Source organism: Ancylobacter sp. FA202 (genome assembly GCF_000380205.1).
Classification (GTDB): domain Bacteria; phylum Pseudomonadota; class Alphaproteobacteria; order Rhizobiales; family Xanthobacteraceae; genus Ancylobacter.
On sequence record NZ_KB904818.1, the window covers coordinates 4261030 to 4286667 of the forward strand.

16 protein-coding genes are annotated in these 25638 nt (G+C 68.1%); 12 read left to right on the forward strand and 4 right to left on the reverse strand.

The annotated features are described in order from the left end of the window. Positions 1-82 precede the first annotated feature (82 nt). On the reverse strand, positions 83-580 hold the full coding sequence (locus tag A3M1_RS0119675) for an RNA polymerase sigma factor (protein ID WP_245261766.1): 498 nt from the start codon (positions 578-580) through the stop codon (positions 83-85). Between the two features lie 251 nt (positions 581-831). Next, complete coding sequence (locus A3M1_RS0119680) at positions 832-1416, reverse strand: TetR/AcrR family transcriptional regulator (protein WP_026221410.1); 585 nt, start codon at positions 1414-1416, stop codon at positions 832-834. A 125-nt stretch (positions 1417-1541) separates the two neighbouring features. Here A3M1_RS0119680 and A3M1_RS0119685 point away from each other — a divergent pair, with 125 nt between their 5' ends. Beyond that, positions 1542-2564 (forward strand): NADP-dependent oxidoreductase, encoded by a 1023-nt coding sequence (locus A3M1_RS0119685; protein ID WP_018390705.1) that lies wholly within the window; start codon positions 1542-1544, stop codon positions 2562-2564. Positions 2565-2702: 138 nt separating this feature from the next. Here A3M1_RS0119685 and A3M1_RS0119690 read toward each other — a convergent pair whose 3' ends face one another. Continuing rightward, the gene (locus A3M1_RS0119690; protein WP_018390706.1) at positions 2703-4298 is read right to left on the reverse strand and encodes a CYTH and CHAD domain-containing protein; all 1596 of its coding nucleotides are present in this window, start codon (positions 4296-4298) and stop codon (positions 2703-2705) included. 369 nt (positions 4299-4667) lie between these two features. Here A3M1_RS0119690 and A3M1_RS25200 point away from each other — a divergent pair, with 369 nt between their 5' ends. The 8 genes from A3M1_RS25200 (at position 4668) to A3M1_RS0119730 (ending at position 13274) form a co-directional block, all read left to right on the forward strand. Continuing rightward, positions 4668-5315 (forward strand): metallophosphoesterase, encoded by a 648-nt coding sequence (locus A3M1_RS25200; RefSeq protein ID WP_371258787.1) that lies wholly within the window; start codon positions 4668-4670, stop codon positions 5313-5315. Positions 5316-5603: 288 nt separating this feature from the next. Next, the gene (locus A3M1_RS0119700) at positions 5604-6836 is read left to right on the forward strand and encodes an aminotransferase class III-fold pyridoxal phosphate-dependent enzyme (protein WP_018390708.1); all 1233 of its coding nucleotides are present in this window, start codon (positions 5604-5606) and stop codon (positions 6834-6836) included. A gap of 53 nt (positions 6837-6889) precedes the next feature. Continuing rightward, on the forward strand, positions 6890-8500 hold the full coding sequence (locus A3M1_RS0119705; protein ID WP_018390709.1) for an ABC transporter substrate-binding protein: 1611 nt from the start codon (positions 6890-6892) through the stop codon (positions 8498-8500). Positions 8501-8515: 15 nt separating this feature from the next. Beyond that, on the forward strand, positions 8516-9532 hold the full coding sequence (locus tag A3M1_RS0119710) for an ABC transporter permease (RefSeq protein WP_018390710.1): 1017 nt from the start codon (positions 8516-8518) through the stop codon (positions 9530-9532). Next, a complete protein-coding gene (locus tag A3M1_RS0119715) occupies positions 9532-10419 on the forward strand; it encodes an ABC transporter permease (protein ID WP_018390711.1) in 888 nt (295 codons plus the stop codon). The genes A3M1_RS0119710 and A3M1_RS0119715 overlap by 1 nt, the downstream gene beginning before the upstream one ends. Positions 10420-10429: 10 nt before the next feature. Beyond that, positions 10430-11428, forward strand: a complete 999-nt coding sequence (locus A3M1_RS0119720; protein WP_018390712.1) for an ABC transporter ATP-binding protein — start codon at positions 10430-10432, stop codon at positions 11426-11428. Continuing rightward, positions 11428-12423, forward strand: coding sequence for an oligopeptide/dipeptide ABC transporter ATP-binding protein (locus tag A3M1_RS0119725; RefSeq protein WP_018390713.1), 996 nt, complete (start codon positions 11428-11430; stop codon positions 12421-12423). The genes A3M1_RS0119720 and A3M1_RS0119725 overlap by 1 nt, the downstream gene beginning before the upstream one ends. 146 nt (positions 12424-12569) lie before the next feature. Then, positions 12570-13274 (forward strand): helix-turn-helix transcriptional regulator, encoded by a 705-nt coding sequence (locus tag A3M1_RS0119730; protein WP_018390714.1) that lies wholly within the window; start codon positions 12570-12572, stop codon positions 13272-13274. A gap of 80 nt (positions 13275-13354) precedes the next feature. Here the strand turns inward: A3M1_RS0119730 and A3M1_RS0119735 are convergent, their stop codons facing one another. Beyond that, positions 13355-14242, reverse strand: a complete 888-nt coding sequence (locus A3M1_RS0119735; RefSeq protein WP_018390715.1) for a MarR family transcriptional regulator — start codon at positions 14240-14242, stop codon at positions 13355-13357. A 233-nt stretch (positions 14243-14475) separates the two neighbouring features. Here A3M1_RS0119735 and A3M1_RS0119740 point away from each other — a divergent pair, with 233 nt between their 5' ends. From A3M1_RS0119740 to A3M1_RS0119750, 3 genes are all read left to right on the forward strand, one after another. Continuing rightward, positions 14476-23316: an autotransporter outer membrane beta-barrel domain-containing protein gene (locus tag A3M1_RS0119740; RefSeq protein WP_245261768.1), complete on the forward strand. Its 8841-nt coding sequence runs from the start codon at positions 14476-14478 to the stop codon at positions 23314-23316. Between the two features lie 134 nt (positions 23317-23450). Continuing rightward, positions 23451-24272: a FadR/GntR family transcriptional regulator gene (locus A3M1_RS0119745; RefSeq protein WP_018390717.1), complete on the forward strand. Its 822-nt coding sequence runs from the start codon at positions 23451-23453 to the stop codon at positions 24270-24272. Between the two features lie 163 nt (positions 24273-24435). Further along, on the forward strand, positions 24436-25635 hold the full coding sequence (locus A3M1_RS0119750) for a mandelate racemase/muconate lactonizing enzyme family protein (RefSeq protein ID WP_018390718.1): 1200 nt from the start codon (positions 24436-24438) through the stop codon (positions 25633-25635). The last annotated feature ends 3 nt before the right edge of the window (positions 25636-25638 follow it).

Sequence of the window (25638 nt, forward strand, 5' to 3'; positions counted from 1 at the left end):
TGGCCGGCCAAGCGCGCGCCCGGCAGGCGCGGCCAGGAGCCTATATGCGTCATGGAAAGGGGCGCGGACAATATGGGAGCGCTCAGTCGGTCAGCGCGCGGGAGCAGTGCGCCAGCGCCTTCCGGATCTCGATCTCGATGGTGCGCACGCTCACCCCATGCTCGCGCGCGAGGTCGCGGTGCGGGGTGCGCTGGAGCCGGGCCGCCAGCAGGATGGTGCGCCGGCGTGGCGGCAGTTCCGCGAGCATCTCCAGCAGACGCTCGGTCTGGTCCTTGGCGATGAGCGTCGCCTCCGGGTCCGCCGCAGGGTCGGGCGCGTCGAGCAGATCGTCGATCTCGGCATGGCTCAGCCGCCGCCGGCTTTCGCGGCGAATGAGATCGGTGGCGACATTGGCGGAGATGCTGCGCATATACGCCCGCGGATTGGCGACGCCGGCGAGATTGGTCGCCGCGAGGCGCGCGAAGACGTCCTGCGACAGATCCTCCGCCTGAGTCGCGGAACCCGTCATGCGCCGGAAGAAACGCAGGATCGACGATCGCTCGGCATCAAATAGCTCACGCAATGCGTCATTGCGAGACATTGGCTCGATCCGCCTCACCAGTTCACGGCCCAAATGGGTGACGCAACGCAGTAGCGCGAAACGGTCGAATGCATCAATGCGGCTCAGAAATATTAGAACTGTTCTTGATCTGATGGGTCACGGTTGCGGAAGAGGGAGAGTTTCGTCTATCCATTCTGTGTAGAGCGTCGACACCAGCCTGTGGGTGCTTGTGGCAAGATGCTGCGCGGCCGCTGTTTGAGGTCGTGCGTGCACCGGAGCCACTCGGTGCGTCAGGCTTGAGGCCAGGCCGACAAAGCGAGCCGGGCAATGGCTGTGAGCTTCTCTCTGGAAAAGCCCGCTTTCGCCTGAACGGCCAGGCCATGCGCGATCGTCAATATGTACGCGGCAAGCACGGCGCTATCGGCGTTCGCCGCCAGGTCTCCCTCGGTCTTTGCCCTTTCAAATCGATCCCGCAGGACCGCCTCACCATCGGCCCGCCATTTGATCAGCGCCTGACGACTGGCCTCGGAGTCGTCCGATCCGGCCAAAGCACCGTTGATTCCGAAACATCCGGCACGATCGGCAAACCGCGTGTTGAGCTCGATCGCCCCCTCAAGCACCCGCGTCGCCACCGCCAGGGCGGTTTCCAGAGCCACAGCCTCCCAGACATAGTTGCCGTAGTGGCTTGCGTACCGATCGAGCGCTTTGAGGAACAGCGCCTCCTTGTTGCCAAAGGCCGAATAGAGCGCCGGCCGCTCAACACCGGTCGCGGCAACGAGGTCGGCATAGGAGGTTCCCTCGAAGCCCTTGCGCCAGAAGACGCCGAGCGCCGCTTCGAGCGCTTCCTCCACCTCAAATGACCTTGGGCGTCCCATGCCGGCGTCCATTCCGTTTCATAATGAGCGTTAGTTAATTCCCTTGACAGCCAAAGTCCAGATACGTAATGGACGTTACATAATGATCGTTACGATATCTCCGCGATGGAGGCTGAGGACCCAAGATGACCCAAACGCTGAACCGCCAGTTTACGCTCGCCGCGCGCCCGAAGGGGGCGGCCAAACTCAGCGACTTCAAGCTTGTGGAAGCACCGGTGCCGCCGCTGGCTGAGGGGCAGGTGCTCGTCCGCAACACGCTGTTCTCGGTCGATCCCTACCAGCGCAACCTGATGGGCAACGGCTCTTCCGAATGGCCCGCGATCGAGATCGGTGAGCCGATGGGCGGGCCGACGGTCGCGGTGGTCGAAGAAAGCCGAAACTCGGATTTCGCCGTCGGCGATCACGTTCAGACGTGGTCGGGTTGGCAGGACTATGCCGTCTCGGACGGTGCCGATCTTCGCAAGCTGGATGTCGGCCTCGCGCCACTGACGACCGCGCTCGGACCGCTCGGTCTCACCGGCTTCACCGCTTGGTACGGCATGACGAAGCTCCATGACTTCAAGCCCGGCGGCACGCTGGTGGTCACGGGAGCGGCGGGTTCGGTCGGCTCCGCAGCCGCGCAGCTAGGGAAGCTGCGCGGGCTCCGCGTTGTCGGCATCGCTGGTGGTGCCGCGAAGAGGGCTTACCTCAAGGATCAGCTCGGCCTGGATGATGCGATCGATTACAAGGCCGACGACTTCGCCGAACAGGTCAAGCGCGCGCTCCCCAACGGGATGGACGCTCTCTTCGAGAATGTCGGTGGACCACTTTTTCCGGTCCTGATGGAATATTTCAATACCAAGGCGAAGATGGTCATCTGTGGCACGATCGCTGACTACAGCGACACCGAATTGCCGACCGGGACGAACTATTTGCCGCGGCTGATTACGCTGATCCATTACCGGTTCATCGATATCAAGGCCTTCGCGACCCCCTATGTCATGGACACCTTCCCCGAGTTCCTGGCCGAGATGACGCCCCTGGTCACGCATGGCAAGATCAAATTCGGCGAGGAACTCATCGATGGTTTCGAGAAGCTCCCCGCGACGCTCCTGACGCTCTTCGACGGCAGCCATAGTGGCAAGAAGCTGATCGTGAGCGCCGATTGACCCACTCCGCCGGCTTGTCGGCCGGGCCCATCGCCGAAACCAGCATCGGCCTGACCGCGCTCAGGCGTTACGGCACGACAGACGAACTGGGTGACGTTGGCGAGGCCGGCGGCAAGCGATGTGACGGGGGCGACGTCACTAGCCGAGCCAGAACGGTTCGGCATCGATGAATTTGCGCCAGCTGCGCCGCAGTGCCTCGGCGGTCTCGATGCGGTCGCGTCCCTGCCAGCCGGTGATGGCGCCGATCGCCTTGTGCACCTGCGGCAGCGACGTGCTCTCCTCCACCTCGCGCAGCAGCGCCTGGGTGGTGGTGATATCGTTGTCGATGCCGAGAATGTCCTGCAGCCGGGACATCCGCTTCAGATATTTCCGGGCGGCGCCGTCACGGTCGTACAGCGGCAGCAGGAACTCCGCGCCATAGCGCAGCTTCTTCAGCGTCAGGCGCAGCTCATGCCGGGCCGTCGGCCGCAGCTTGCGGAAATTGTGGCCCTGTTTCAGCGCCTTGCGGTGCAGGCGCGTCAGTCCGCGCCCGGCGAATTCGTGCGCCGGCTGGGTGAGCACGGCGAGCGCCTCGACGCCGATATCGTTGCGCCAGCTTCGGCGCTCGATCACGCTGCCGAGCGACAGCAGGAAGCGGGTGCATTCGAGATCGATCAGATCGACCCGCACGGCCTGATAGCTGAGCGCACGCGGCGAGACGGTGGCGGATCTGAGCGCGGTGAAGTCGACGCCGGGCAGACTGGACCGCTCGATCTCGGCGATGGTCGAGGTGGCGAACACGTCCCAGTTGCGGGCCGGCCCGAGGGCGCTGGCCAGCCTCTTGGCGTCAAGGCCGAGGGCCTGGAGCGCCGAGGCGGGGACTTCCTTCTTGAACAGGGAGATCGCGGTGCGCAGACGCCGCAGCGCGACCCGCAGCTGATGCACGCCCTCCGGGTCCTGGCCGTGATGCGCGGCCATCAGATTCGCCATCACATGGCGCTGGCAGGCGATCAAGACCTTGGCGATCACCTCGTCGGTGGTGTCGGCCGGCCCGATGCCGGTCGCAAACGCCTTTTCCGGTGTGGGCGACGAGCCAAAGGCGAGCGCATAGCCGCGCTCGGCCTTGCTTTGCAGCCCGATCCGGACCGGACCCTGCTCCAGCAGCGACAGGGCCAGGTCATAAAGCGCACCCGCCCCGCCGGCTTTCAGCTCAAGCTCGATCTCGCAGACGGCTTCCGCCTTGTCGCCGGCGCTCAGCGTTCCCTCGTCGAACGCGACCTCGATGACGGCGCCGCCAAACTCCACCATCTGAATGTGGCGGCGGATCTTGGTGGTGAACACCGGCGCCAGCCCCGCGCCCGGCAGCGTCGCGAAGGGCGCGCCCAGATCGGCCAGGGGCAGCGCCTCAAGCTGAAGGGCGCTATCGGGCACCCGAGCTTCCATCTCGCGCCGCTGAAGCGGGCTTGCCTCGGATGCCAGCTTCAGCGTCTGGATGAACTGCTTGCCGCTGCGCCGGACCCGCAGCGAGGCACCCAGCCGGGCGAGGACCGCATCGGGCGTATCGTAATAGGTCGCCTCCAGCCGCCGGACGACGCCCTTCGAGGTGGCGTTTCGGGTTATCACGGCGGTAGCGAGCAGGCGCTGCAGGGTGGCGGGATCCGTGAGCAGCTTGAGCTCGACCTCGCGCCCGGCACCGGCAGATTCCGGCGCGTCCACCTCGGCGTGCAGCTGAATTTCGGTCGTTTGCTCCGACATGTCGTCTCTCCGCTTGTCCGGGCAAAAGCCCGTTTGCCGCTACGAAGAGGCCACCTCCCGTCAGCTTGATGAGCCACCGATAGCGGCTCGCATTGTCACATAAAAGTAGCATTCGCCGTCAGGTAGCCCTGCGACGACGCCACGCACGGGTCGCGGATCTCCGGGGGAAGCGCTGCCGCGGTCGGCTACCAGGATATTGTATTCCACGGCACCTTCGATCATTCTGACGCCCCGGTTTGGAGTCGCCACAGAATTTTTGGACTTTGGAAAACACCCCTCGTCACCCTTTCCGAGGCGCGCGGCCCTGAGGGAATCCGGATCTACGCCATTGGCGATATCCATGGTTGCCTGTCGCTTCTCGACAAGCTTCTGCAGAAGATCGAGGAGGATATCGCCCGCTCCAAGCCGGGCGACTGGCGGATCATTTTCCTCGGCGACTACGTCGATCGCGGCCCGAATTCCAGCGGCGTCATCGACCGTCTGATCGCGCTTCAGGGCGCGGATTCCCGCTACATCATGCTGGCGGGAAACCACGACGTGGAATTTCTCGCCTTTCTCGATCACCCCAGCAGTGACGGCGTGTTCGTTAATAGCGGCGGCAATGCCGCGGCGCGTTCCTATGGCGTGAAGCTCAACCGCGCGAAGCTGAAGACGGACGCCGATCTCGACCAGGTGCATCGCAAGCTGGTGGCGGCGGTTCCTTCCGCGCATGTGGACTTTCTGAAAGGGCTGCGGCACGCGGTGTCGTTCGGCGACTATTTCTTTTGCCACGCCGGGGTTCGCCCCGGAACGTCGCTGGACCGGCAGGACCCCGATGACCTGCTGTGGATGCGCGCTCCCTTCCTGGATTCGTTGATGCCGCTGGAAAAAGTGGTGGTGCACGGACACACGATCAGCGCGAAGCCGGAGGAGCGGATCAACCGCATCGGCATCGATACCGGCGCCTATCGCACCGGCCGCCTCACCGCGCTGGTCATTGACGGCGACCACAGGGCTTTTCTGTCGACAAAGGCGTAGGCGCGGCAACCGGCCCGCAGGCTTCTGTTTGCCGCTTTGGTCTCCACTCTGGTGGAAATCGGCGTGAGGGTTCGGCGGGGTCGGGAATGGCCGCGCGAGCTGGATGTCGCCTGCCTCCCGTTGCTGTCCGCCCTCGGCCGGTCTCATCCGTGTCCGTCGCGGCGGCGGGGTCCGGCCGGCGCGTTCACGCTGGCGGGCGATGTCTCTTACTTTCGGTAGATTGACCGTCGCCCCCGGCTCTTACACCCTCGCGTCTGAAAAATAGGCACGCATAAGAGGGAAGCATTCATGAGCAATTCCTTGGATCACGCCTTGCGCCAGCGCGCGCTGCGTGTGGTTCCCGGCGGGATGTGGGGACACATGCACGCCAAGGATCTGCCCGAGGGCTACCCCCAGTTTTTCGCCCGCGCCGAGGGCACAAAGCTCTGGGATGTCGACGGCAACGACTATCTCGACTTCATGTGCAGCTGGGGCCCGGTGATCCTCGGCCATCATCACCCGGAAGTGGATGCCGCCGCCTTTGCGCAATACCAGCAGGGCGACGCCATGAACGGCCCCGGCGAGGCGATGGTCGAACTCGCCGAGTTGATGGTGGAACTCATCCCCCATGCCGACTGGGCCCAGTTCGAGAAGAACGGCACCGACGCCACCACCACCGCCGTGACCATCGCCCGCGCCGGCACCGGACGCCGCAAGATCCTGGTCGCCAAGGGCGCCTATCATGGCGCCGTGCCCTGGTGCTCGCCCTCCCTCATTGGCGTCACCTCCGAGGACCGGGCGCATATCCTCACCTATGACTACAACGACATCGACAGCCTGAACGCCGCCGTGGCCCAGGCCGAGGGCGACCTCGCCGGCATCATCGTCAGCGCCTTTAAGCACGATTACGGCAAGGACCAGGAACTGCCGACCATCGCCTTCGCCGAGGCTGCCCGTGCCGCCGCCGACGCTGCCGACGCCGCACTGATCGTCGACGACGTGCGCGCCGGCTTCCGGCTCTCGCTCGGCGGCAGCTGGGAGCGGGTGGGGGTGCGCCCCGACCTCTCGGCCTGGTCGAAGTCGATCGCCAATGGCTTCGCCCTTTCGGCCGTCACCGGCAATGACCGCTTCCGCGCGGCGACGCAGTCCATTTTCACCACCGGCTCCTTCTGGTGCGGGGCGATGTCCATGGCCGCCGCCGTGGCGACGCTGAACATCCTGCGCCGCGAGGATGCCGTCGCGCATATGGAGAAGATGGGTACCATGCTGCGCGAGGGCTTGGCGGCGTTGAGCCTCGCCCACGGCATCCCGATCCGCCAGACCGGCCCGGTGCAGATGCCCATGGTGCTGTTGGACGACGATGCGGACTGCCGCAAGGGCTTTGCCTTCTGCGCGGCGGCGCTGAAGGCGGGCGTGTACTTCCACCCGCAGCACAACATGTTCCTGAGCGCGGCGCACACGCCCGAGGACATCGACCGGGCGCTGGAGGCCGCCGAGCTCGGCTTCCGCGCCGTGCGCGCCCTGGCGCCGGCCACCGCCTGAGCGGCCCGCAACGTTCCCGATCCTCGCCCCCCTTCGTCCGGAGACATTTGCCCATGGCCCGCCTCTCCCGCCTTGCCCTCTCCACGCGCGTCGCCGCCTCGCTGCTGGGGGCGGTCTTCTTCATGCCGATGGCTGCGCAGAAGGCGAGGGCCGCCGACGGCCCGCTCGTCGTGGCGCGCGCGATGGACATCAACTCGCTCGATCCGGCGCGCGGCTATTGCGATACCTGCCAGATCTATCTCTCGGCGGTCTATGCGACGCTGCTGACGCTCGCCGCCGACAACCAGACCATCATTCCCGCCGTCGCCAAAAGCTGGGAGGTGAGCCCGGACGTGACGACCTTCACCTTCCATCTCGACCCGGCGGCCACCTTCTCCGACGGCAGCCCGGTGACGGCCGCGGATGTGAAGTGGTCGCTGGAGCGGCTGAAGAACGTCAAGGGTGGGCCGTCCTATCTGATGGACAGCCTGAAGTCGGTCGAGGCCAAGGATGACAAGACCGTCGTCATCACCACCTCGACGCCGAATTCCGAGTTCCTCGGCATTCTGGCCGCACCCTATACCGGCATCATCAATTCCAAGGTCGCGTCCGCCAATGGCGCCAACGCCAAGGCCGATGCGGCGACCTCCGACACCTCCGACACCTGGTTCCTCGCCAATTCGGCCGGTGCCGGCCCCTTCGTGCTGGAAAAATACACGGCCGATGACCAGCTGCGCCTCGCCCGCAACGAGAAATACTGGGGCAAGAAGCCCGCGATTTCCGGCGTGGTGTTGAAGCAGACCGCCGATGCGGTGACGCAGGCGCAGATGCTCCAGTCCGGCGCCGCCGATATCGCCATGCAGGTCGATCCCGACACGGCGAAGACGGTTTCGGCGCCCGACGCCACCTTCAAGGCGGTGCCCTCGTTCAACTATGTCTATGCCGCCATCAGCCCGGCGGCCAAGGGCGCCCCGGTGCCGCTGACCAAGGAGGTGCGCGAGGCCATTGCGCTGGCCCTCGACTATCAGGGCCTCATCGACTTCACCGTCGGCGGGGAAGGCAAGGAACAGTCCTCGGCGATCCCGAACGGCTATCCAGGCACCAAGGATCTGCCCGCCCCGGTGTTCAATGTCGAGAAGGCCAAGGAACTGCTCGCCAAGGCCGGCCATCCCGATGGCTTCGCGATGGAGCTCGAATTTCCGGCGATGAATGTCTATGGCGTCGATCTCTCCCTGCTCGCCCAGAAGGTGCAGCAGGATCTCGGCAAGGTCGGCATCAAGCTGTCGCTGAAGCCGGTGCCCTTCACCGTGTGGGCGAGCGACATCGATAATCCCGGCGTGCCCTTCGCCCTCGGCTTCTTCGCGCCGGATTATTTCGGCAGCGCTCAATATGTCCAGTATTTCGGCATGATGCCGGACATGCCGTGGGCCAAGCGCGCCGGCGTCGGCAAGGTGCCCGGCCTCGACGGCAAGGAGCAGCTGGCGATGTACCAGAAGGCGCTTGCCGCCACTGATGCCGCCGGGCAGGAAAAGGCCTATCACGACCTCGCCATGAAGATGATCGACGACAAGATCATCCTGCCGCTGGTCAGCCCGAACCTTGTCCTCGCCTACCGCAACGATGTGAGCGGCGTGCGCTACAGCGCCTGCTGCAACCTGCCGCTTGGCGAAATCGAGAAGAAGTGAGGGGTTGAACCGGCCATGCTGAAGGTCGTCCTGCGCCGATTGCTGGTGATGCCGTTCCTGCTTCTCGGGATCGTCACGGCGACCTTCCTGCTGGCCCAGTTCACCAAGGGCAACCCGCTCATCTCCATCATCGGCGCCCGCAATCTCGACAATGCCGAGATCGTCGCCGCCGCCAAGGCCCGCTGGGGCCTCGATGGCTCGGTGCCGGAACGCTACGCGACCTATGTGTGGAACCTCGCCCATGGCGATCTCGGCACCTCCTTCCGCACCAAGCAGCCCGTGCTGACCGATCTTGCCCAGCGACTGCCGGCGACCCTCGAACTGGTCATCTGCGCGATGTTCGTCGGCGCCGTCGGCGGCATCGTGCTCGCCATCGTCTCCGCCGAATTCAAGGACAGCTTCGCCGACCATCTGGCGCGGCTGGTGGCGTTGCTGGGCTCCTGCCTGCCGGTGTTCTGGCTCGGGCTGATCGCGCTCTTTCTCTTCACCGTGCAGACCAAGCTGCTGCCCGGCCCCGGGCGGCTCGACATCCGTGCCGTGGCGCCCCCCACCGTGACCGGCTTCATGCTGGTCGACACGCTGCTCGCCGGCAACTGGAGCGCTTTCGTCGACGCGCTGCGCCACCTGATCCTGCCGGCGCTGGTGCTCGGCTGGTCGGTCATGGGCATCATCACCCGCATGGTGCGCGCCTCGATGCTCGACGTGCTGGGGCAGGACTACATCACCATGGCGCGGGCCAAGGGGGCAGGGCGGCTGCGGGTGTTGATCCACCACGCGCTCGCCAACGCGCTGATCCCGGCGCTGACCATTCTGGGCTTCACCTTCGCCTATCTCATCACCGGCTCGGTGCTGGTGGAGACGATCTTCTCCTGGCCCGGCATCGGCTCCTACGCGGTCGACGCGGCGCGCAGCCTCGACTATCCCGCCATTACAGGCGTGACCATCATTGGTGGGCTCGGCTTCCTCCTCGCCAACCTGCTCACCGATATCGCCTATGCCGCGGCCGACCCGCGCATGCGGGAGGCCGGCTGATGCTGTTCAGTCCTCCCGCCCGCACCATCCAGCGCCCCCGGCCGCGCCTCTCGGCCAGCATCGGCCGTGCCTTCCGGCGGCTGGGCTGGGCGCATCTGCCGGTGATCTTCGCGCTGGTCGTGCTGGTCGGCCTCGTCATCATCGCCATCACCATTCCCTGGTGGACGCCCTACGATCCCATCGGCCTTGCCGGCCGGCGGCTGCAGCCGCCGAGCGCGGCGCATTGGCTGGGCACTGACGCGCTCGGCCGCGACGTGCTGGTGCGCACGCTCTATGGCGCGCGCTATTCGCTGCCCATCGCCGCCGGCGTGCTGCTGGTCGCGGTCAGCCTCGGGGTGTTGGTGGGCGCGCTCGCCGGCTTTCTCGGCGGCCTCGTCGACAATGTGCTGATGCGGCTGGCCGACATCACGCTGGCCTTTCCTCCGGTCCTGCTCGCCATGGCGATCGCCGCCTCGCTGGGGCCGGGGCTGGTCAATACGGCACTCGCGCTCATCATCGTCTGGTGGCCCATCTATGCGCGCCTCATGCGGGCGCAGGTGCTGAATGTGAGGAAGCTCGACCATGTCGATGCGGCCATCGTCGCCGGGGTCAGGCCGGGCCGGCTGCTGGTCCGGCACATCATGCCGCTGTGCTGGAGTCCGATCTTCGTCAATATGACGATGGATGTCGGCCAGGTGATCCTGCTTGCCGCGGGCCTGAGCTTCATCGGCCTCGGCGCCCAGCCGCCCACCCCAGAATGGGGACAGATGATCGCGGAGGGCGCCTCCAATTTCTATTGCTGGTGGATCGCGCTCGGCCCGGGCATGGCCATTTTTCTCGTCTCTCTCTCTTCCAATTTCCTCGGCGATGCCCTGCGCGATGTCGCCGACCCGCGCGGGCGGCAGTGAGGAGAGGACCATGAGCCTGCCCCTTCTCGACATACGCGGCCTCGCCGTCACCATTCCCACCCGCGACGGCGAGCAGGCGGCGGTCTCGAATGTCGACTTCACGATCGACCGGGGCGAGGTCGTCGGCCTCGTCGGCGAGTCGGGTTCCGGCAAGAGCTTGTCCATGCTCGCGGTGATGGGATTGCTGCCGCGGCACCTCCACGTCTCCGGTTCCATCCGCTTCGACGGCGTCGAGATCTGCGGCGCACCGGAGCGGCAGATGCGTTCCCTGCGTGGCCGGCGCATCGCCATGGTGTTTCAGGACCCGATGACGGCGCTCAATCCCGTGAAGACCATCGGGGCGCAGATCAGCGAGATGATCCGCCTGCACAACCCCAAGCTTGGCCGGGCGGAGGTGAAGGAGAGGGCGCTCGCACTGCTCGAATCCGTCGCGATCCCGGCGCCGGAACGGCGGTTCGACCAATACCCGCACGAGTTCTCCGGCGGCATGCGCCAGCGCGTGGTGATTGCGATCGCCATTGCCAACGATCCCGAGCTGCTGATCGCCGACGAGCCGACCACCGCCCTCGACGTGACCATTCAGGCGCAGATCATGGAGATCTTCGCGCGGCTGCGCGCGGAGCGTGGCATGGCGGTGGTGCTGATCACCCATGATCTCGGCCTCGTTGCCGGCCTCGCCGACCGCATGAGCGTGCTCTATGCCGGGCGTGTCGCCGAGCGCGGTCCCGTGGGACCTGTCTTCACCGCGCCGCGCCATCCTTATACGGCAGGCCTGCTTGCCGCCGTGCCGTCGATCGACGACGTGGCCGAACGGCTCTACGCCATCCCCGGCACGCCGCCCTCGCTCGGCGCCCGTCCGCCGGGCTGTGCCTTCGCCCCGCGCTGCGATTTCGCCGTGCCGCTGTGCCGAATGAGCGAGCCCGCCCTGCTGCGCTTCGGCTCCGCCGTGGTCGCCTGCCATCGCGCGGAGGAACTGTCGCTCGGCGATCTGCCGAGAAAGGAGGCGTGATGACGAACGCTGTCGCCGCCGCCCCCGGCCCGCTGCTCGATGTCGCGGATCTGCATGTCGCGTTTCCCGTCCGGCGCGGCATCGTGTTCGCCCGCCAGGTTGGCGCCATCAGCGCGGTCGCCGGCGTGTCGCTCCACGTCCATCCGGGCGAGACGCTGAGCGTCGTGGGAGAATCCGGCTGCGGGAAATCCACGCTGGCCCGTGCGATCATGGGGCTGATCAAACCGACCAGCGGGCATATCCGCTTGCGCAGCGCCGAACTGGCCGTCCTGTCGCCTGCGGCCATGCGGCCCCACCGGCGCACCATTCAGCTGGTGTTTCAGAACCCCTATGCCTGCCTCAACCCGCGCATGACGGCGCTGGAGAACATCGCCGAGCCCCTGCGCATGCTGCCGCTCAGCCGGGCGGAGCGACGCGAGCGGGCATTGCGGGCCATGCAGCAGGTGCAGCTGCTGCCGGAGCAGGCGGACCGCTATCCTTTCGCTTTCTCCGGCGGCCAGCGCCAGCGGATTGGCATTGCGCGCGCGCTCGTGGTCGAGCCGGATATCATCATCCTCGACGAGCCTGTCTCGGCGCTCGACGTCTCGGTCCAGGCCGGTGTGCTCAATCTGCTGAAAGATATCCAGCAGCGCACGGGCATCGCCTACATCTTCATTGCCCACAATCTCGCGGTCATCCGGCACATGTCGGACCGCGTGGCGGTGATGTATCTCGGCCGGATCGTCGAGACCGCGGCGCGGGACGATCTCTATCGGAGCCCCGCTCATCCCTACACGCAGGCGCTGCTGTCGGCCGCGCCGATTCCCGATCCGGTGCGCGAACAGGCGCGCCAGCGCATCGTCCTGACAGGGGACGTGCCCAATCCGGCCGACCGGCCTTCCGGCTGCGGATTCCGCACCCGCTGCTTCCGGGCGAGCGCGCTCTGCGCCGTTGAGGATCCGCCGGCCCGGGAACTCGCGCCCGGCCACACGGTGTGCTGCCATCACCCGAGCTGACACGGTGGCAGGATAACGGATACGGGTTTGGCAGCCTTCTTGCGTATGGGAAGCCCAATTCGCGACGCGGGACCGCTGCCATGCTTCAGCTTCCGGAGTTTCAACCAAGGCCTGGAACGGATGAGCAGATCACGCGGATCCGCAGCGTGGCGCTGTCCGTCTTCCAGGCAAACTCGGCGGTCTTCTACTGGATCGACGAGGGCCGCTCCATGGTCGTCGCCGACACAACCGGCCCGTGCTGCCGCCACATCGGGCGTTATGTGCGCGACATGCAGGCATTCGATCCGCTGAACATCGATCGCCTGGTCGCGTCCCGCAAGCGCGTGGCGACGATGAGCCATGATCGCTCGCTGGCCCCGCGCAGTGCCTTCGAGCGCTACAGCAGCTATCTGACCGAAAGCGAGATCGTCGACGTGCTCGACTTCGTCTTCTGGCAGGACAACCAACCCATTGCCGGCCTCGGCATCCTCAAGCGCCGCGACGACCCGCTCATCTCGGGGGAGACGCTGCGGGTGGCGCAGTCCATGCAGCCCTATATCGAGTATCACATCGGCAGCCATCCCCGGCCGCGCGACCGCCGGCGCCAGCGCCAGCGCATGCTGCAGCTGGTCTATGGGCTGACGGCGCGCGAGATCGAGATCGCCGACCTCATTCGCGACGGCCTCACGAACCGTCATATCGCCGAGACGCTCAACATCGGGCTGGGCACGGTCAAAACCCATCTGCTGCACATTTTCCAGAAAATGGACGTGTCCAACCGCACGATGCTCTCGATCCGCCTCGCCGATAATGACGCGGAATCGGCGATCCCGCCGCCGCTCGCGGAAACGGGCCCCGCCAGCCGGCGCTGAGGCGACGGCATCCCCGTTCGCGTGCCGGCGGTGGTCCGGGCCGTGGTGCCGGGTTGGCGCCATGCCGGCATGGCGCGGCTTCAGCCCCCGCTCGGTCGACCTTCCCTGAGGGCGGTCAGGAAGGTGAGGAAAATGACGGCGTAGAAGCGCGCGAGCACGGGCTGCAGCGCCGGGCTCGCGCGGTATCCGCTCAGTCCCGGCGCGCTGCAGGCGAGGCCCCGGGCCTCGGCGCGTTGCAGGACATTGGTCGCATGCGCGCGCGAGATGTGGAATTGCCGCGCCAGCTGGGAGACGGAGACGGGCCCGTCCCGGGCGATCAGCGACACCAGCATGACGAGGCCGGCATCGCGCTCTGCGAGGTCCTGCAGTTCCGGCGCGGCCGCGAATACCCGCAGGCCCTGCCGGAAACACGCGGCCATGGCGTGGGTGCAGGGGCCGAACAGCAGCTCATCCGGCAAGGCGCGGGCCGCCTCGGCCGCCGGCGCGTCGACATGAGCGATGGCGGCGAACATGCCGTTCCAGCGCTCGCGATGCGTCTGCAAAAGGGCCGCCGTCGGCATCAGCCGCCGCTCCTTCGGCCCGGAAACGGGGCAGTCCGCCAGCAGGCGCTTGAACCGCAGCGCCGCGAGGAAGGCGGTGGCGCGGCCGGCGCTGCAGACATCCAGTTCCACGACCTCGCGGCGCAGCCGCGCCCCGGTCACGCCCCTGCCGCCGCTCTCGGTGAAATGCAGATCCAGAATGAGCAGCACGGCGAGGAGGCGGCCGCGATCGTTCAGAAGCCGGTTGCGGATCCAGCTGCCGTCATACAGCCGGACGGCATTGGCGGCGGCGGCCTCGACGGCGGCTGGAAATCCCGGCGCGGCCATGAGGTCGTTGATCGCTTTCGCGCCGAACAGCCGGAGGACGGGCTCGGGGAAGGACGCGGCCGGCCCCGATTCCCCGCTCATGCACGCGCCCGCCTTCTGCATAAATCGCCCAACGATTCCAAAAAGTTTCGTTGCCTATAGCACGTCCGGCCGGCAAACCCGGGAGTGGGATGCCCATCCCACACAGTGGGCGCCGACGAGGCGCCTGCCGTTTTGCTTTCCTGCGGGGGATGCGCATGGCCGGTCTGACGTTGCTCTCGCGGAAGGCCCGTGCGGTTTCCGGCACTCTTCGGCTGTCCCTGCCAGTCCTTATGTCGTCGGTGGCCGTCTGCGCCTTGACCGTTCCTGCCGCCGCCCAGAGCACGGCCCCGTCGATCGGGCCGGCCATTTCGTCCTTCCAGAACACGGGAAGCAATGGTCTCAGCGGCCAGAACGCGGATGGCTGCACCTACCCGCCCTATAGCGGCACCATTGGCAGTCCATCCGACAGCGTCTTCACGAACTTCAGCACCGGCCTAACGTCCGGCACCGAGTACTTCGCAACGCTCCTCCTCATGAACGTCACCGGCGGGCAGGGTGGGGCGGGGGGAAGTGGCGGCAGCTGCTATGGCGGCCAGCCCGGTGGCGCTGCCGGGGATGGCGGGACAGCCGACGCCACCGTCAGTGTGGCGTCGGGCGCCTTTGCCTTCGTCTATTCCGGCGTCGTCGTGATTTCCCAGGGCGGCCGGGGCGGCAATGGCGGCTCGACCTCGTCGGTGGACTTCCAGGGCGGGGGCGGCGGCGATGGTGGCGATGGCGGCGCGGTCAGCGTCACGGTCAGCAACAACATCGCCTTGGCGATTATCGGCACCGATTCCTACGGTATCTGGGCACAGAGCGTGGGTGGCCAGGGCGGCAATGGCGGCAATGAGAACAGTTCCGTCAGCAGCGGCAACGGCGGTGCGGCGGGAACTGGCGGAAACGGCGGCACGGTCACGGTGTCGAACGCGGCCGCCATCATCACCTCGCGGGCATCTGCCATCTTTGCACAGAGCATCGGCGGAAATGGCGGCGACGGCGGCAGCACGAATGGCTGGTATGGCGGCGTCAGCGGCGGCGGCGGCTATGGCGGCGACAGCGGCACGGTTACCGTAACCAACTACGCCGGCGCGGACATCCTGACCGGCGGCGCGGGGTCCTATGGCATCTACGCCCAGTCCGTCGGCGGCGGCGGTGGCAATGCCGGCGTGGCGGCGGGGCTGGTCGCGCTGGGCGGTTCCGGCGGACCGGCCGGCCAGGGCGCGGCGGTCACGGTGAGCAATTACGCCAGCATTGGCACCGCAGGCGCGTCCTCCGCCGCCATTTTCGCGCAGTCTGTCGGCGGCGCCGGCGGTTCGGGCGGCATGGCCTTCAGCGGCGCCCCCGACCTCGCCATCGCGCTGGGCGGCACCGGCGGTGATGGCGGCAATGGCAACCAGGTCATCGTCATCAATTCCGGCGATCTGTGCACGGGCGGGTGCGGCTATGCCGGGTCGCCCACGACCACGGCGGGCGGCGCCTATGGCATTCTCGCCCAGTCCATCGGCGGCGGCGGCGGCGCGGGCGGGTTCGGCCTGTCGGGCTCGGCCTCGCTGGTGACGGGCGTCTCCCTCACCGTCGGCGGCACCGGCGGCCAGGGCGGCGGCGGCGCTAGCATTTATGTCGGCAATAGCGGCAGCATCACCACGACGGAGATCAACTCCGCCGGCATTCTCGCCCAGTCCATCGGCGGCGGGGGCGGGGCCGGCGGCGGCAGCCTCGCCTTCGACCTGTCGGGCGGGGTCTCCGCCGCCATCGCCCATGGCGGCAGCGGCGGTTCCGGCGGGGGCACCAGCCCCGTGGCGGTCAACTGCAATTCCTATTCGGGCAACTCCGGCAATGACGGCGCCTGCACGTCCATCAGCGGCCAGCCGACCTTCAGCGCGCCGGCGAGCACGGCGCTGATCTCGACGCAAGGCGACAGTTCACCCGGCATCGTCGCCCAGTCGATCGGCGGCGGCGGCGGCGCGGGCGGCTATGCGGTGTCGCTGTCCGGCTCGGATGTCGGCAGCTTCACCATGTCCTTCGGCGGATCGGGCGCCGGCGCCGGCGATGGTGGTGACGTCTATACCGGCAGCAACGGCGTCAGCATCACCACCACTGGCGACGATTCCTCCGGCCTTGTCGGCCAGTCCATCGGCGGCGGCGGTGGCGCGGGTGGCGCCTCGGTTTCCGGCACTGTCACGACCGGGACCGTCATCGGCATCGGGGTGGGCGGATCCGGCGGCGGCGGCGGCAATTCGGGATCGGTCATCGCCGACAATTCCGGCGGCGTCATCACCACCAATGGCGAGCGCTCGCACGGCATTGTCGCCCAGGCGATTGGCGGCGGCGGCGGCGCGGGCGGCAACACGATCAGCGTCGACGCGGACGCCATCTCCGCCAGCCTCGTCATCGGCGGGACGGGGGGCTCGGGCGGCACCGCCAGCGATGTCTGGGTCTATAATGAGGACAGTTCGGTCAACAGCGCCTATGGCTCGGCCGACATCACCGTCAACGGGCCGGGATCGAGCGCGATTATCGCCCAGTCGATCGGTGGCGGCGGCGGCAGCGGCGGCTTCAGCCTCGACGCGGATCTCAGCATCTCCGCCTCGGCTGGAATGACCATTGGCGGCGGCGGCGGCAGCGGCAACAGCTCCAGCGATGTGACGGTGCTCAACTACGGCGCGCTCACCTCCAATTATGGCGGCGCGCCGGTCCTGCTCGCGCAGTCCATCGGCGGCGGCGGCGGCAATGGCGGCTTCGTCACCACAGGCGACTTTTCCGGCGACGGGGCGTTCACCCTGGCGGTCGGCGGCGGCGGTGGCGCGGGCTCCAATTCCGGCAACGTCACCGTCACCAGCTATGGCGCCATCATCGGCGCGGCGGGCACCTATGGCGACCAGGCGCGCGGCACCGCGCCGGGCGTGCTGGCCCAGTCGCTTGGCGGGGGCGGCGGCAATGGCGGCTTCGCCGCCAGCGGCGACTTTACCGGTGCCGCCTCGGGGAGCCTCGATATCGGGGGCGAGGGCGGCAGCGGCGGGGCGGCGTCCTCAGCCACCATCACCCTCTATGCGGCGGTGACGATGAACGGCCCGCTCGCGCCGGGCGTGGTGGGCCAGAGCATTGGCGGGCAGGGCGGCAATGGCGGCTTCGCGGTGGCGGGCGGCCTCAGCGAGGGGCTGTCGGCCGGCGTCAATCTGGGCGGCGCGGGTGGCGCCGGCGGCACCTCGGCCAATGTCACCATCCAGACGCAGGATGTGACGTCCTATGGCTATAACCAGTCGGCCGGCATCATCGCGCAGTCCATCGGCGGCAATGGCGGCAATGGCGGCTGGGACATCGCCGGCGCGCTCGGCTCCGGCGCCAGCGCGCCCGTCAGCATCGGCGGCACCGGTGGCGCGGGCGGCAGCGGTAACGGCACCGTCCAGGTGACGGCCAACGGCACCACCTCGACCAACGGCCTGTTCTCGCCCGGCATCATCGCGCAGAACATTGGCGGCAATGGCGGCAATGGCGGCTTCACCGCCTCGGCGGCGGGTTCAGTCGTTTTCGCCTCCAGCGTCACCGTCGGTGGCAGCGGCGGCACCGGCGGCGGCTCCTTTGATGTCGCCGTCACCGCGTCCGACACGGTCAGCACCGGCGCCGACCAGTCGATCGGCATTCTCGCGCAATCCATCGGCGGTTCGGGGGGCAATGGCGGCTCGGCGATTGCCGGTTCCGGCGCCACCGGCGGGGGCGACGCGAACGTCTCGGTGGGCGGGGCCAGCGCCACTGGCGGGGGCGGCGGCTCCGGCCAGTCGGGTGGCGGCGTCACCGTCACCGCCGCCGACATCAGCACCAATGGCTATCTCTCCGCCGGCATTCTCGCCCAATCCATCGGCGGCGCCGGCGGCAATGGCGGGTCGAGCCGCGCGTTCAGCCTTTCCGGCACCAGCGACAGCACCGACGGCGCGGCGGCCAGCGTCGCCATCGGCGGCAGCGGCGCGGCGGGCGGCGATGGCAATACGGTCGCGGTCACGCAGAACGGCGCGATCCGGACCGGCTCCTCCGGCGCCTTCAGCGACCAGTCCGCCGGCATCATCGCCCAATCGATCGGCGGTTCCGGCGGCAATGGCGGCTCGGCTGATTCCATTGCGACCTCCACCACCGCCTCGGTGGCGCTCGCCATTGGCGGCGGCGGCGGCAGCGGCGGCGCGGGCAACACCGTGACGGTGTCCAGCAACACCGACACATCAGGCAGCATTACCACGGTGGGCACGCATGCCTCGGCCATTCTCGCCCAGTCGATCGGCGGCGGCGGCGGCAATGGCGGCTGGACGCAGGCCACCGCCTCCAGCAACGACTACGCGGCGGGCCTCGCCATTGGCGGCTTCGGCAATGGCGGCGGCGATGCCGGCGCCGTCACCGTCGACAATGGCAGCACGCTGGTGACCTATGGCGCGCTCTCCTACGGCATCCTCGCCCAATCCATCGGCGGCGGCGGCGGCAATGGCGGCGCGGCTTCCACCACCACCAATGCCGGCGACGGGGAAGAGCTTCAGGGCGGCGTCACGTCCGTGGCGGGCGCCGGGGCGGGGCAAGACGCCGCCAATGTCAGTTCGGCCGTCTCGGGCAGTTCCGACGCGCAGCCAGAAAGCAGCAATGACGGCGCGAGCGCGGGTATCGCCGCCGCGCTCACCATTGGCGGCTTCGGCGGCGCCGGGGGCGACGCTGCCAGCGTCGGCATCGACAATACCGGGTCCATCTACACCTTTGGCGATCAGGCCACGGCGATCCTCGCCCAATCCATCGGCGGCGGCGGCGGCAATGGCGGCGCCAGCAGCACCAATGCCAACGGGGATTCCTACGCCGCCTCGTTCAGCCTCGGCGGCGGCGCCGGCGACGGCGGCGATGGTGGCAGCGTCAATCTCTCCTCCTATGGCTACATCCAGACCTCCGGCCTGATGGCGGCGGGCATCTTCGCCCAGTCGGTCGGCGGGGGTGGCGGCAATGGCGGCTCCTCGTCCAGCACGGCCGGCAGCGGCGGCCAGGCGGCGGTGAGCATGAGCCTCGGCGCTTCCGGCGGCGATGGCGGCGATGGCGGCGGGGTCACGGTGACGGTCGGCGCGTCCCAGCTCGCCTATGTCAGCACGCTCGGACCCAATTCGGCGGGCATCTTCGCCCAGTCGGTCGGAGGGGGCGGCGGCAATGGCGGCTCCAGCGTCGCCAGTGCCAGCGTGTCGTCCTCCAGCGGCTCCGGCGGCTCCTCCTCCAGTTCCACCGGCAGCCTGTCGGGCTCGGCCAGCGGCAGCGCGACCTCGGCCTCGGCCGGGACGAGCGGGGGACAGCAGGGCAGCCAGTCCGGCAGCGATGGCGGCACCTCGCTCGCCCTGAGCCTGGGCGGCAGTGGCGGCACCGGCGGCGCGGGCGGCGATGTCTCGGTCACGAATGCCTATGTGATCGCCACCGGCGTCGACCTCTACGATTCCGACACCATGGTCGCGGCGGGGGACCATTCCGCCGCCATCTTCGCGCAATCGGTGGGCGGCGGCGGCGGCAATGGCGGCGCCAGCACCACCAATGCCTCGGCCAGCGAAACCAGTGTGGCGCTGTCCATCGGTGGGGCGGGGTCGGGCGCGGGAGCCGGCGGCACGGTCGGCGTCACCACCCAGGGCACGCTGTCGACCAATGGCTACAATTCCAGCGCCGTCTTCGCCCAATCGGTGGGTGGCGGCGGCGGATCGGGCGGCGCTTCCTCCAGCACATCCGGTGACGGCGGCACCGCCTCCATCGCCCTCGGCCTCGGCGGCAGCGGCGCCGGCGGCGGCGCTGGCGGGGACGTGACCGTCACCGTCAACGCGGCGGTGGCGTGGAGCGGCCTTTCCTCCGCGATCACCACGCAGGGCGACAGTTCCTACGGCATCTTCGCCCAGTCGGTGGGCGGTGGCGGCGGCTCGGGCGGCGCGCTGGTTTCCGCGGCGACGGCGCCGAGCGGGGGCGGCGGCAGCAGCAGCAGCGCGAGCAGCAGTTCGGCATCGAGCAGTTCCACCTCCACCTCCGCTGGTGACGGCGTGGCGCTGGCAATGGGTCTTGGCGGGTCCGGCGCCGGTGGCGGCGCCGGCGGCACGGTGCAGGTCACCTCGAACGCGCAGATCCTCACCCAGGGCGCCCATTCCACCGGCCTGTTCGCGCAATCCGTCGGCGGCGGCGGCGGCGCGGGCGGGGCGAGCACAGTGAATGCCAGCAACAGCACCTATGCGCTGGCATTCGGCCTCGGCGGATCGGGCAGCACGGGCGGCGCGGGCGGCGACGTGACGGCGACGGCCAATGAGGCCATCACCACATCGGGTGTACTCGCCTATGGCCTGCTGGCCCAATCGGTCGGCGGCGGCGGTGGAGCGGCGGGGGCTTCCAGCGGCGGCGCCTCGGGCGGCACGGAGGCCTCCTTCGACATGGCGCTTGGCGGCAGCGCCGGCATCGGCCAGACCGGCGGCTCGGTGACGGTAACCACCGCCGATACGATCACCACCGCGGGCATGGCGGCGGTGGCGATTCTCGCCCAGTCGGTCGGCGGCGGCGGCGGCCTTGGAGCGGCGAGTTCGTCCAGCCTGACCAGCGGCGGTGTCACCGGCACGCTGACCCTGGCGGGAACGGGCGGCACCGGCAATGACGGCGGCAACGTCTCCGTCACGGCGGCCAGCCTCGTGACGTCAGGCGGCGCGGCCTTCGGCATCCTTGCCCAGTCCATCGGCGGCGGCGGCGGTGTCGCCAGCGTCAGCACCGGCGCGGCCCTCCCCAACAGCCTCGCCACGACGCTCGGCGGGGCGGGTAGCGGGGCGGGCGGCACGGTTACGCTGTCCACGTCCGGCACGATCGCCACGACCGGGAACGCGGCGATCGGCATTCTGGCGCAGAGCATTGGCGGCGGCGGCGGCGTGGCAAATGCCGGCGCGAATGTCACCTTTGCCGGACCTTCCACCGCCTCCGACGCCGGAGCGGTCGAGGTGACGGTCGGCGGAGCGCTCACCACGTCGGGCACCAATGCGGTTGGCGTTCTCGCCCAGTCGATCGGCGGCGGCGGCGGGGCGGCGATATCCGACGGTCAGGCGGCGAGCTGGACCTCCACGGGCGGCACGGGCACCGGCGGGGCGGTGACGGTGAACGTGAATGGCAGCGTCTCGACGACAGGCGCCGGCGCCTATGGCGTCATCGCCCAGTCCGTCAGCAATGGCGGCGGCCTGGTGATGAATGGCACCAGCATGGAACTGGTGAATGGCAGCACAGCGGCCTCCGGCAAGGTGGTGGTCAATCTGGCAAGCCAGACGGCGGTGACCGCGACCGGCGCCGGCGCGGTCGGCGTGCTGATGCAGGGTAGCGGCGATCCGCTCATTAACATCGCGCAGGGCGCGAGCGTCATCGGCGGCGTTGGCGGCGTCGGCATCGTCAGCGACGGCACCGAGAACTATGTGAACAGCTATGGCTGGATCGCCACGGTCGATGGCGCGGAGGGCATGGCGGTCCGCACCACCGGCGGGTATAGCGCCATCACCAATGGCGGCGGCCTGATCGGCAACCTGTCGCTGGCCGATGGCATCGCCAACAGCGTGGTCAACCTGTCCAGCGGCACAATCTATGCGGGGTCGTCGCTCGACCTCGGCGGCGCGCAGAGCGTGCTGAGCAATGAGGGCACGCTGCGCCGGGGCGCGAACAGCCTTGGCGCAACGGCGATCGACGGCAGCCTCACCCAGACCGCGACGGGCCGCCTGATCGTGCGAACCGACCAGATCTCGCTGGAGGCGGACCAGTTCGGCATCAGCGGCAGCGCCGACATTTCCGGCGCCGTGCAGGGCAGCCTCTACCGCCCGGATCTCGCCATGCCCGGGTCGTTCTCGGTGCCCTTCCTTTCCGTTGCGGGGGAGATGGGCTGGTCCAGCCTGACGGCGGTGGGGGACACGGCGATCCTCGATTTCTCGCTGTCGGGATCGTCAGGCGGGCTCAGCCTCGACACCCGCATCGACTTCACGCCCGAGGGTCTTTCCGCCGGCACGCGCGATATCGCCAATGTCGTCGGGTTCATTCAGACTGGAGGCTCCTCCGCCCTGTTCCAGACCATCGTCCCCGCCTTGCTTGATATGCCGACGATTGCCTCGCTTGAGACCGCCTACGAGACGATCGGCGGCGGGGCGGCCTCCCTTGTCCCTCAGAGCATGATCAACGCCAGCTCGGCGGCGATCGCCAGCGTGACGGACCAGATGGACCAGTGGCGCCTGCGCCAGCGTCGACCGGGCGCGGCGGCCACCGGCAATGCGCCGGCCGGCCCTGACGGCGCGGCGGCGAGCTATTTCTGGGGCGCGGCGATGGGCAGCTCGACCACGGGCGGCGGCATCTCCGGCAACCTTCTCGGGCTGACCATGGGTGCCGACGGGGAACTGCCTGACCTGCCGATGCTGGTGGGTGTGGCGGGCCATTTTTCCACCACCGACCTGTCGGCGAGCGAATATGGCGCCGGCACCTCGACCAATTATGGCGGGTTGAGCGCCTATGGCGTCTATCAGGACGCGGCGGCCTATCTCTCGGCGATCGCCACGCTCGGTTATGGCCGGGCCGATTTTGACCGCAACCTCTATGGCCTCGGCCTCGATCTCGCGACCAGCGGGGAACGCGACGGCACGCTGCTCGGCGGCCGGATCGAGATCGGCTATGGCTTCGCGCTTGGCGATACCAACGCGACGCTGACGCCCTTCGCCGCGTTCCAGCCGATGCAGCTCTGGCTCGGCTCGGACACGGAGAGCTTCGGCTATTTGGGGGAGGGGCTGACCTATCATTCCGGCACGATCACCGCTTTGCCGACCTATGTCGGCGTGCAGTTCGACGGCCTCTGGCAGGGCCAGGACGGCACGACCTATGCGCCCTTCCTGCGCGCGGCGTGGATGCACGATTTCAGCCCGGAGCGGGATGTGTCGCGCAGCTTCGCGGAAGCGCCGGGCTTTACCTTGGTGGGATCGCCCATCCCCATTGTTGAGGACGCACTGGACCTGCGTGCGGGGCTGCAGGTGACGCTTGCCGGCACGATGATTCTTTCCGCCAGTTTCGACGCGCAGATCGCGGACGGCTATTCCGTCCTCGGCGCCAGTGGCAGCCTGCGGTTCCGGTGGTGAACCGCAGGGGGCCGCGGCCCTCTCGCCCCTTGGCATAGGCACGCGCCGTCTCGATCTCGGGAAAGCCTGAATATCGATCGGCCGGGGCAGCGGCGACCATTGACGATCCAATCATCATACGTATGATGATTGGTATGACGCTCTACCATGACACCCTTGACCGTCTGGGTAAGGACATCTGCGCCGGCCGCTATCGGCCGGGACAGGTGATTCCGGCCGAGCCGGTGCTGTGCGCGCAGCTCGGCGTCAGCCGCATCGTGCTGCGCGAGGCGATCAAGGGGCTGGTGTCGAAGGGCATGCTGGAGGCGCGCCGTCGCACCGGCACGGTGGTGCTGGAGCAGAGCCGGTGGAGCCTGCTGGATCAGGAAGTGATGATCTGGCGCGCCGATGCCAATGGCGTCGATCTCGCGCTCGGTTCCGACATCATGGAGCTGCGCCGCATTATCGAGCCGGCCGCCGCCCGCCTCGCCGCCGAGCGGGCCAGCGCGGAGGAGCTCAAGACGCTTCGGGCGGCCTATGAGGCGATGGCGGCCGCCGTGGACGGGCAGGGCGACTATGTCGCCGCCGACCTCGAATTCCACAGCACCATCATCCGCGCCTGCGCCAATCCCTTCGTCACCCAGCTGCAGAGCGTGATGTCGACGGTGCTGCGCATCTGTTTCGAGCGGGTCGCCGCCGTCCCCGGCGGGCGGGCGCATTCGCTGCCCATGCACCGCCGCGTGTGCGAGGCGATCGAGCAGCGCCGGCCCTCCGAGGCGGGCGACGCCATCATCGAGCTGCTGGACGATGCCGAGCGCGACATGCGCAAGCTGCTGCGCGCCGACCCCGAAGCCTTTCGCACCCCGGCCCAGACGGCCAGCGTGGCGCAGATTCAACAACGAGCCGACAGAGAGCTCGACCAGAAGAACAATGAGGAAATGCTGGAGGAACGCCATGACCGGATTGCCCTGACCTAGGCCCGCCGCACAGCTGACCGCCCGCGCCCTGCTGCCCGCCACGTAAGCGTGCCGCGCGAGCGTGCCGGGTGGGCCGCCCGCACCATCATCGAACCTTCGACCAGCTTCGTCCTCGCGGACGGGCAATGCTCCGTCATGTCCTCAAAGCCGCTTGCAAGATCTCATGAAAATCACAGCCATCGAGACCATCCGCGTCGCCGAGTTCGCCAATCTGCTCTGGGTGCACGTCCATACCGACGAGGGCGTGATCGGCCTCGGCGAGACATTCTATGGCGCCGGCGCGGTCGAGGCGCACATTCATGACACGCTGGCCGGCCGGCTGCTCGGCCGCGACCCGCTGCGCATCGAGGCGCTCAACCGCGAGATGGTGAACCTGCCGCTGGCGCAGGCTTCCACCGGTGTCGAATACCGCGCCGCCTCGGCCATCGACTTCGCGCTGTGGGACATTTTCGGCAAGGTCTGCAACCAGCCGGTCCACCAGATGCTGGGCGGCCTCGCCCATGACAAGCTGCGGCTCTACAACACCTGCGCCGGCTACAAATATGTCCGCTCGATGAGCATCAAGCCGGTGTCCACCTGGGGCCTCGGCGAGGCCGAAGGGCCCTATGAGGATCTCGACGGCTTCATGAACCGTGCCGACGAGGTGGCGGAGAGCCTGCTCGACGAAGGCATCACCGCCATGAAGATCTGGCCGTTCGATCCCGCCGCGATCGAGACCGGCGGCAACTACATCACCGCCGAGCAGATGAAGACGGCGATCCAGCCCTTCGAGAAGATCCGCAAGGCGGTCGGCGACAAGATGGAGATCATGGTCGAGTTCCACTCGCTGTGGAACCTGCCGACCGCCAAGAAGATCGCCCGCGCGCTCGAAGACTATGCGCCGACCTGGTACGAAGACCCGATTCGGATGAACTCGCCGCAGGCGCTGGCCGAATATGCCCGCTCCACCGATGTGTGGGTCTGCGCCAGCGAGACGCTGGGTTCGCGCTTCGCCTATCAGGATTTCCTGAATGTTGACGCAGTCGGCGTGGTGATGGTCGACCTGTGCTGGACCGGCGGGCTCACCGAGGGTCGCAAGATCGCCGCGCAGGCCGACACCTATCACCGGCCCTTCGCCCCGCATGACTGCACCGGCCCGGTGGCCTTCGCGGCGGCGATCCACTGCTCGTTCAGCCAGCCCAACACGCTGATCCAGGAGTCGGTCCGCGCCTTTTATCGCGGCTGGTACACCGAGCTGGTGACCAACCTGCCGCGCATCGAGAACGGCTACGCCTACCCGATGGAAGGCGCCGGACTCGGCCTCGAACTGCGCCCCGACGTGTTCAAGCGTCCCGACGTCAGCACCCGCCGCAGCGCTCTCTAGAAA

Excerpts from the sequence above, each read along its gene's own strand:
- A3M1_RS0119745 (WP_018390717.1), top strand. The coding sequence starts at position 23,451 with ATGACGCTCTACCATGACACCCTTGACCGTCTGGGTAAGGACATCTGC.
- A3M1_RS0119750 (WP_018390718.1), top strand. The coding sequence starts at position 24,436 with ATGAAAATCACAGCCATCGAGACCATCCGCGTCGCCGAGTTCGCCAAT.
- A3M1_RS0119710 (WP_018390710.1), top strand. The coding sequence starts at position 8,516 with ATGCTGAAGGTCGTCCTGCGCCGATTGCTGGTGATGCCGTTCCTGCTT.
- A3M1_RS0119735 (WP_018390715.1), bottom strand. The coding sequence starts at position 14,242 with ATGCAGAAGGCGGGCGCGTGCATGAGCGGGGAATCGGGGCCGGCCGCG.
- A3M1_RS0119700 (WP_018390708.1), top strand. The coding sequence starts at position 5,604 with ATGAGCAATTCCTTGGATCACGCCTTGCGCCAGCGCGCGCTGCGTGTG.
- A3M1_RS0119725 (WP_018390713.1), top strand. The coding sequence starts at position 11,428 with ATGACGAACGCTGTCGCCGCCGCCCCCGGCCCGCTGCTCGATGTCGCG.
- A3M1_RS0119690 (WP_018390706.1), bottom strand. The coding sequence starts at position 4,298 with ATGTCGGAGCAAACGACCGAAATTCAGCTGCACGCCGAGGTGGACGCG.
- A3M1_RS0119675 (WP_245261766.1), bottom strand. The coding sequence starts at position 580 with ATGTCTCGCAATGACGCATTGCGTGAGCTATTTGATGCCGAGCGATCG.
- A3M1_RS0119685 (WP_018390705.1), top strand. The coding sequence starts at position 1,542 with ATGACCCAAACGCTGAACCGCCAGTTTACGCTCGCCGCGCGCCCGAAG.
- A3M1_RS0119705 (WP_018390709.1), top strand. The coding sequence starts at position 6,890 with ATGGCCCGCCTCTCCCGCCTTGCCCTCTCCACGCGCGTCGCCGCCTCG.
- A3M1_RS0119715 (WP_018390711.1), top strand. The coding sequence starts at position 9,532 with ATGCTGTTCAGTCCTCCCGCCCGCACCATCCAGCGCCCCCGGCCGCGC.
- A3M1_RS0119680 (WP_026221410.1), bottom strand. The coding sequence starts at position 1,416 with ATGGGACGCCCAAGGTCATTTGAGGTGGAGGAAGCGCTCGAAGCGGCG.
- A3M1_RS0119720 (WP_018390712.1), top strand. The coding sequence starts at position 10,430 with ATGAGCCTGCCCCTTCTCGACATACGCGGCCTCGCCGTCACCATTCCC.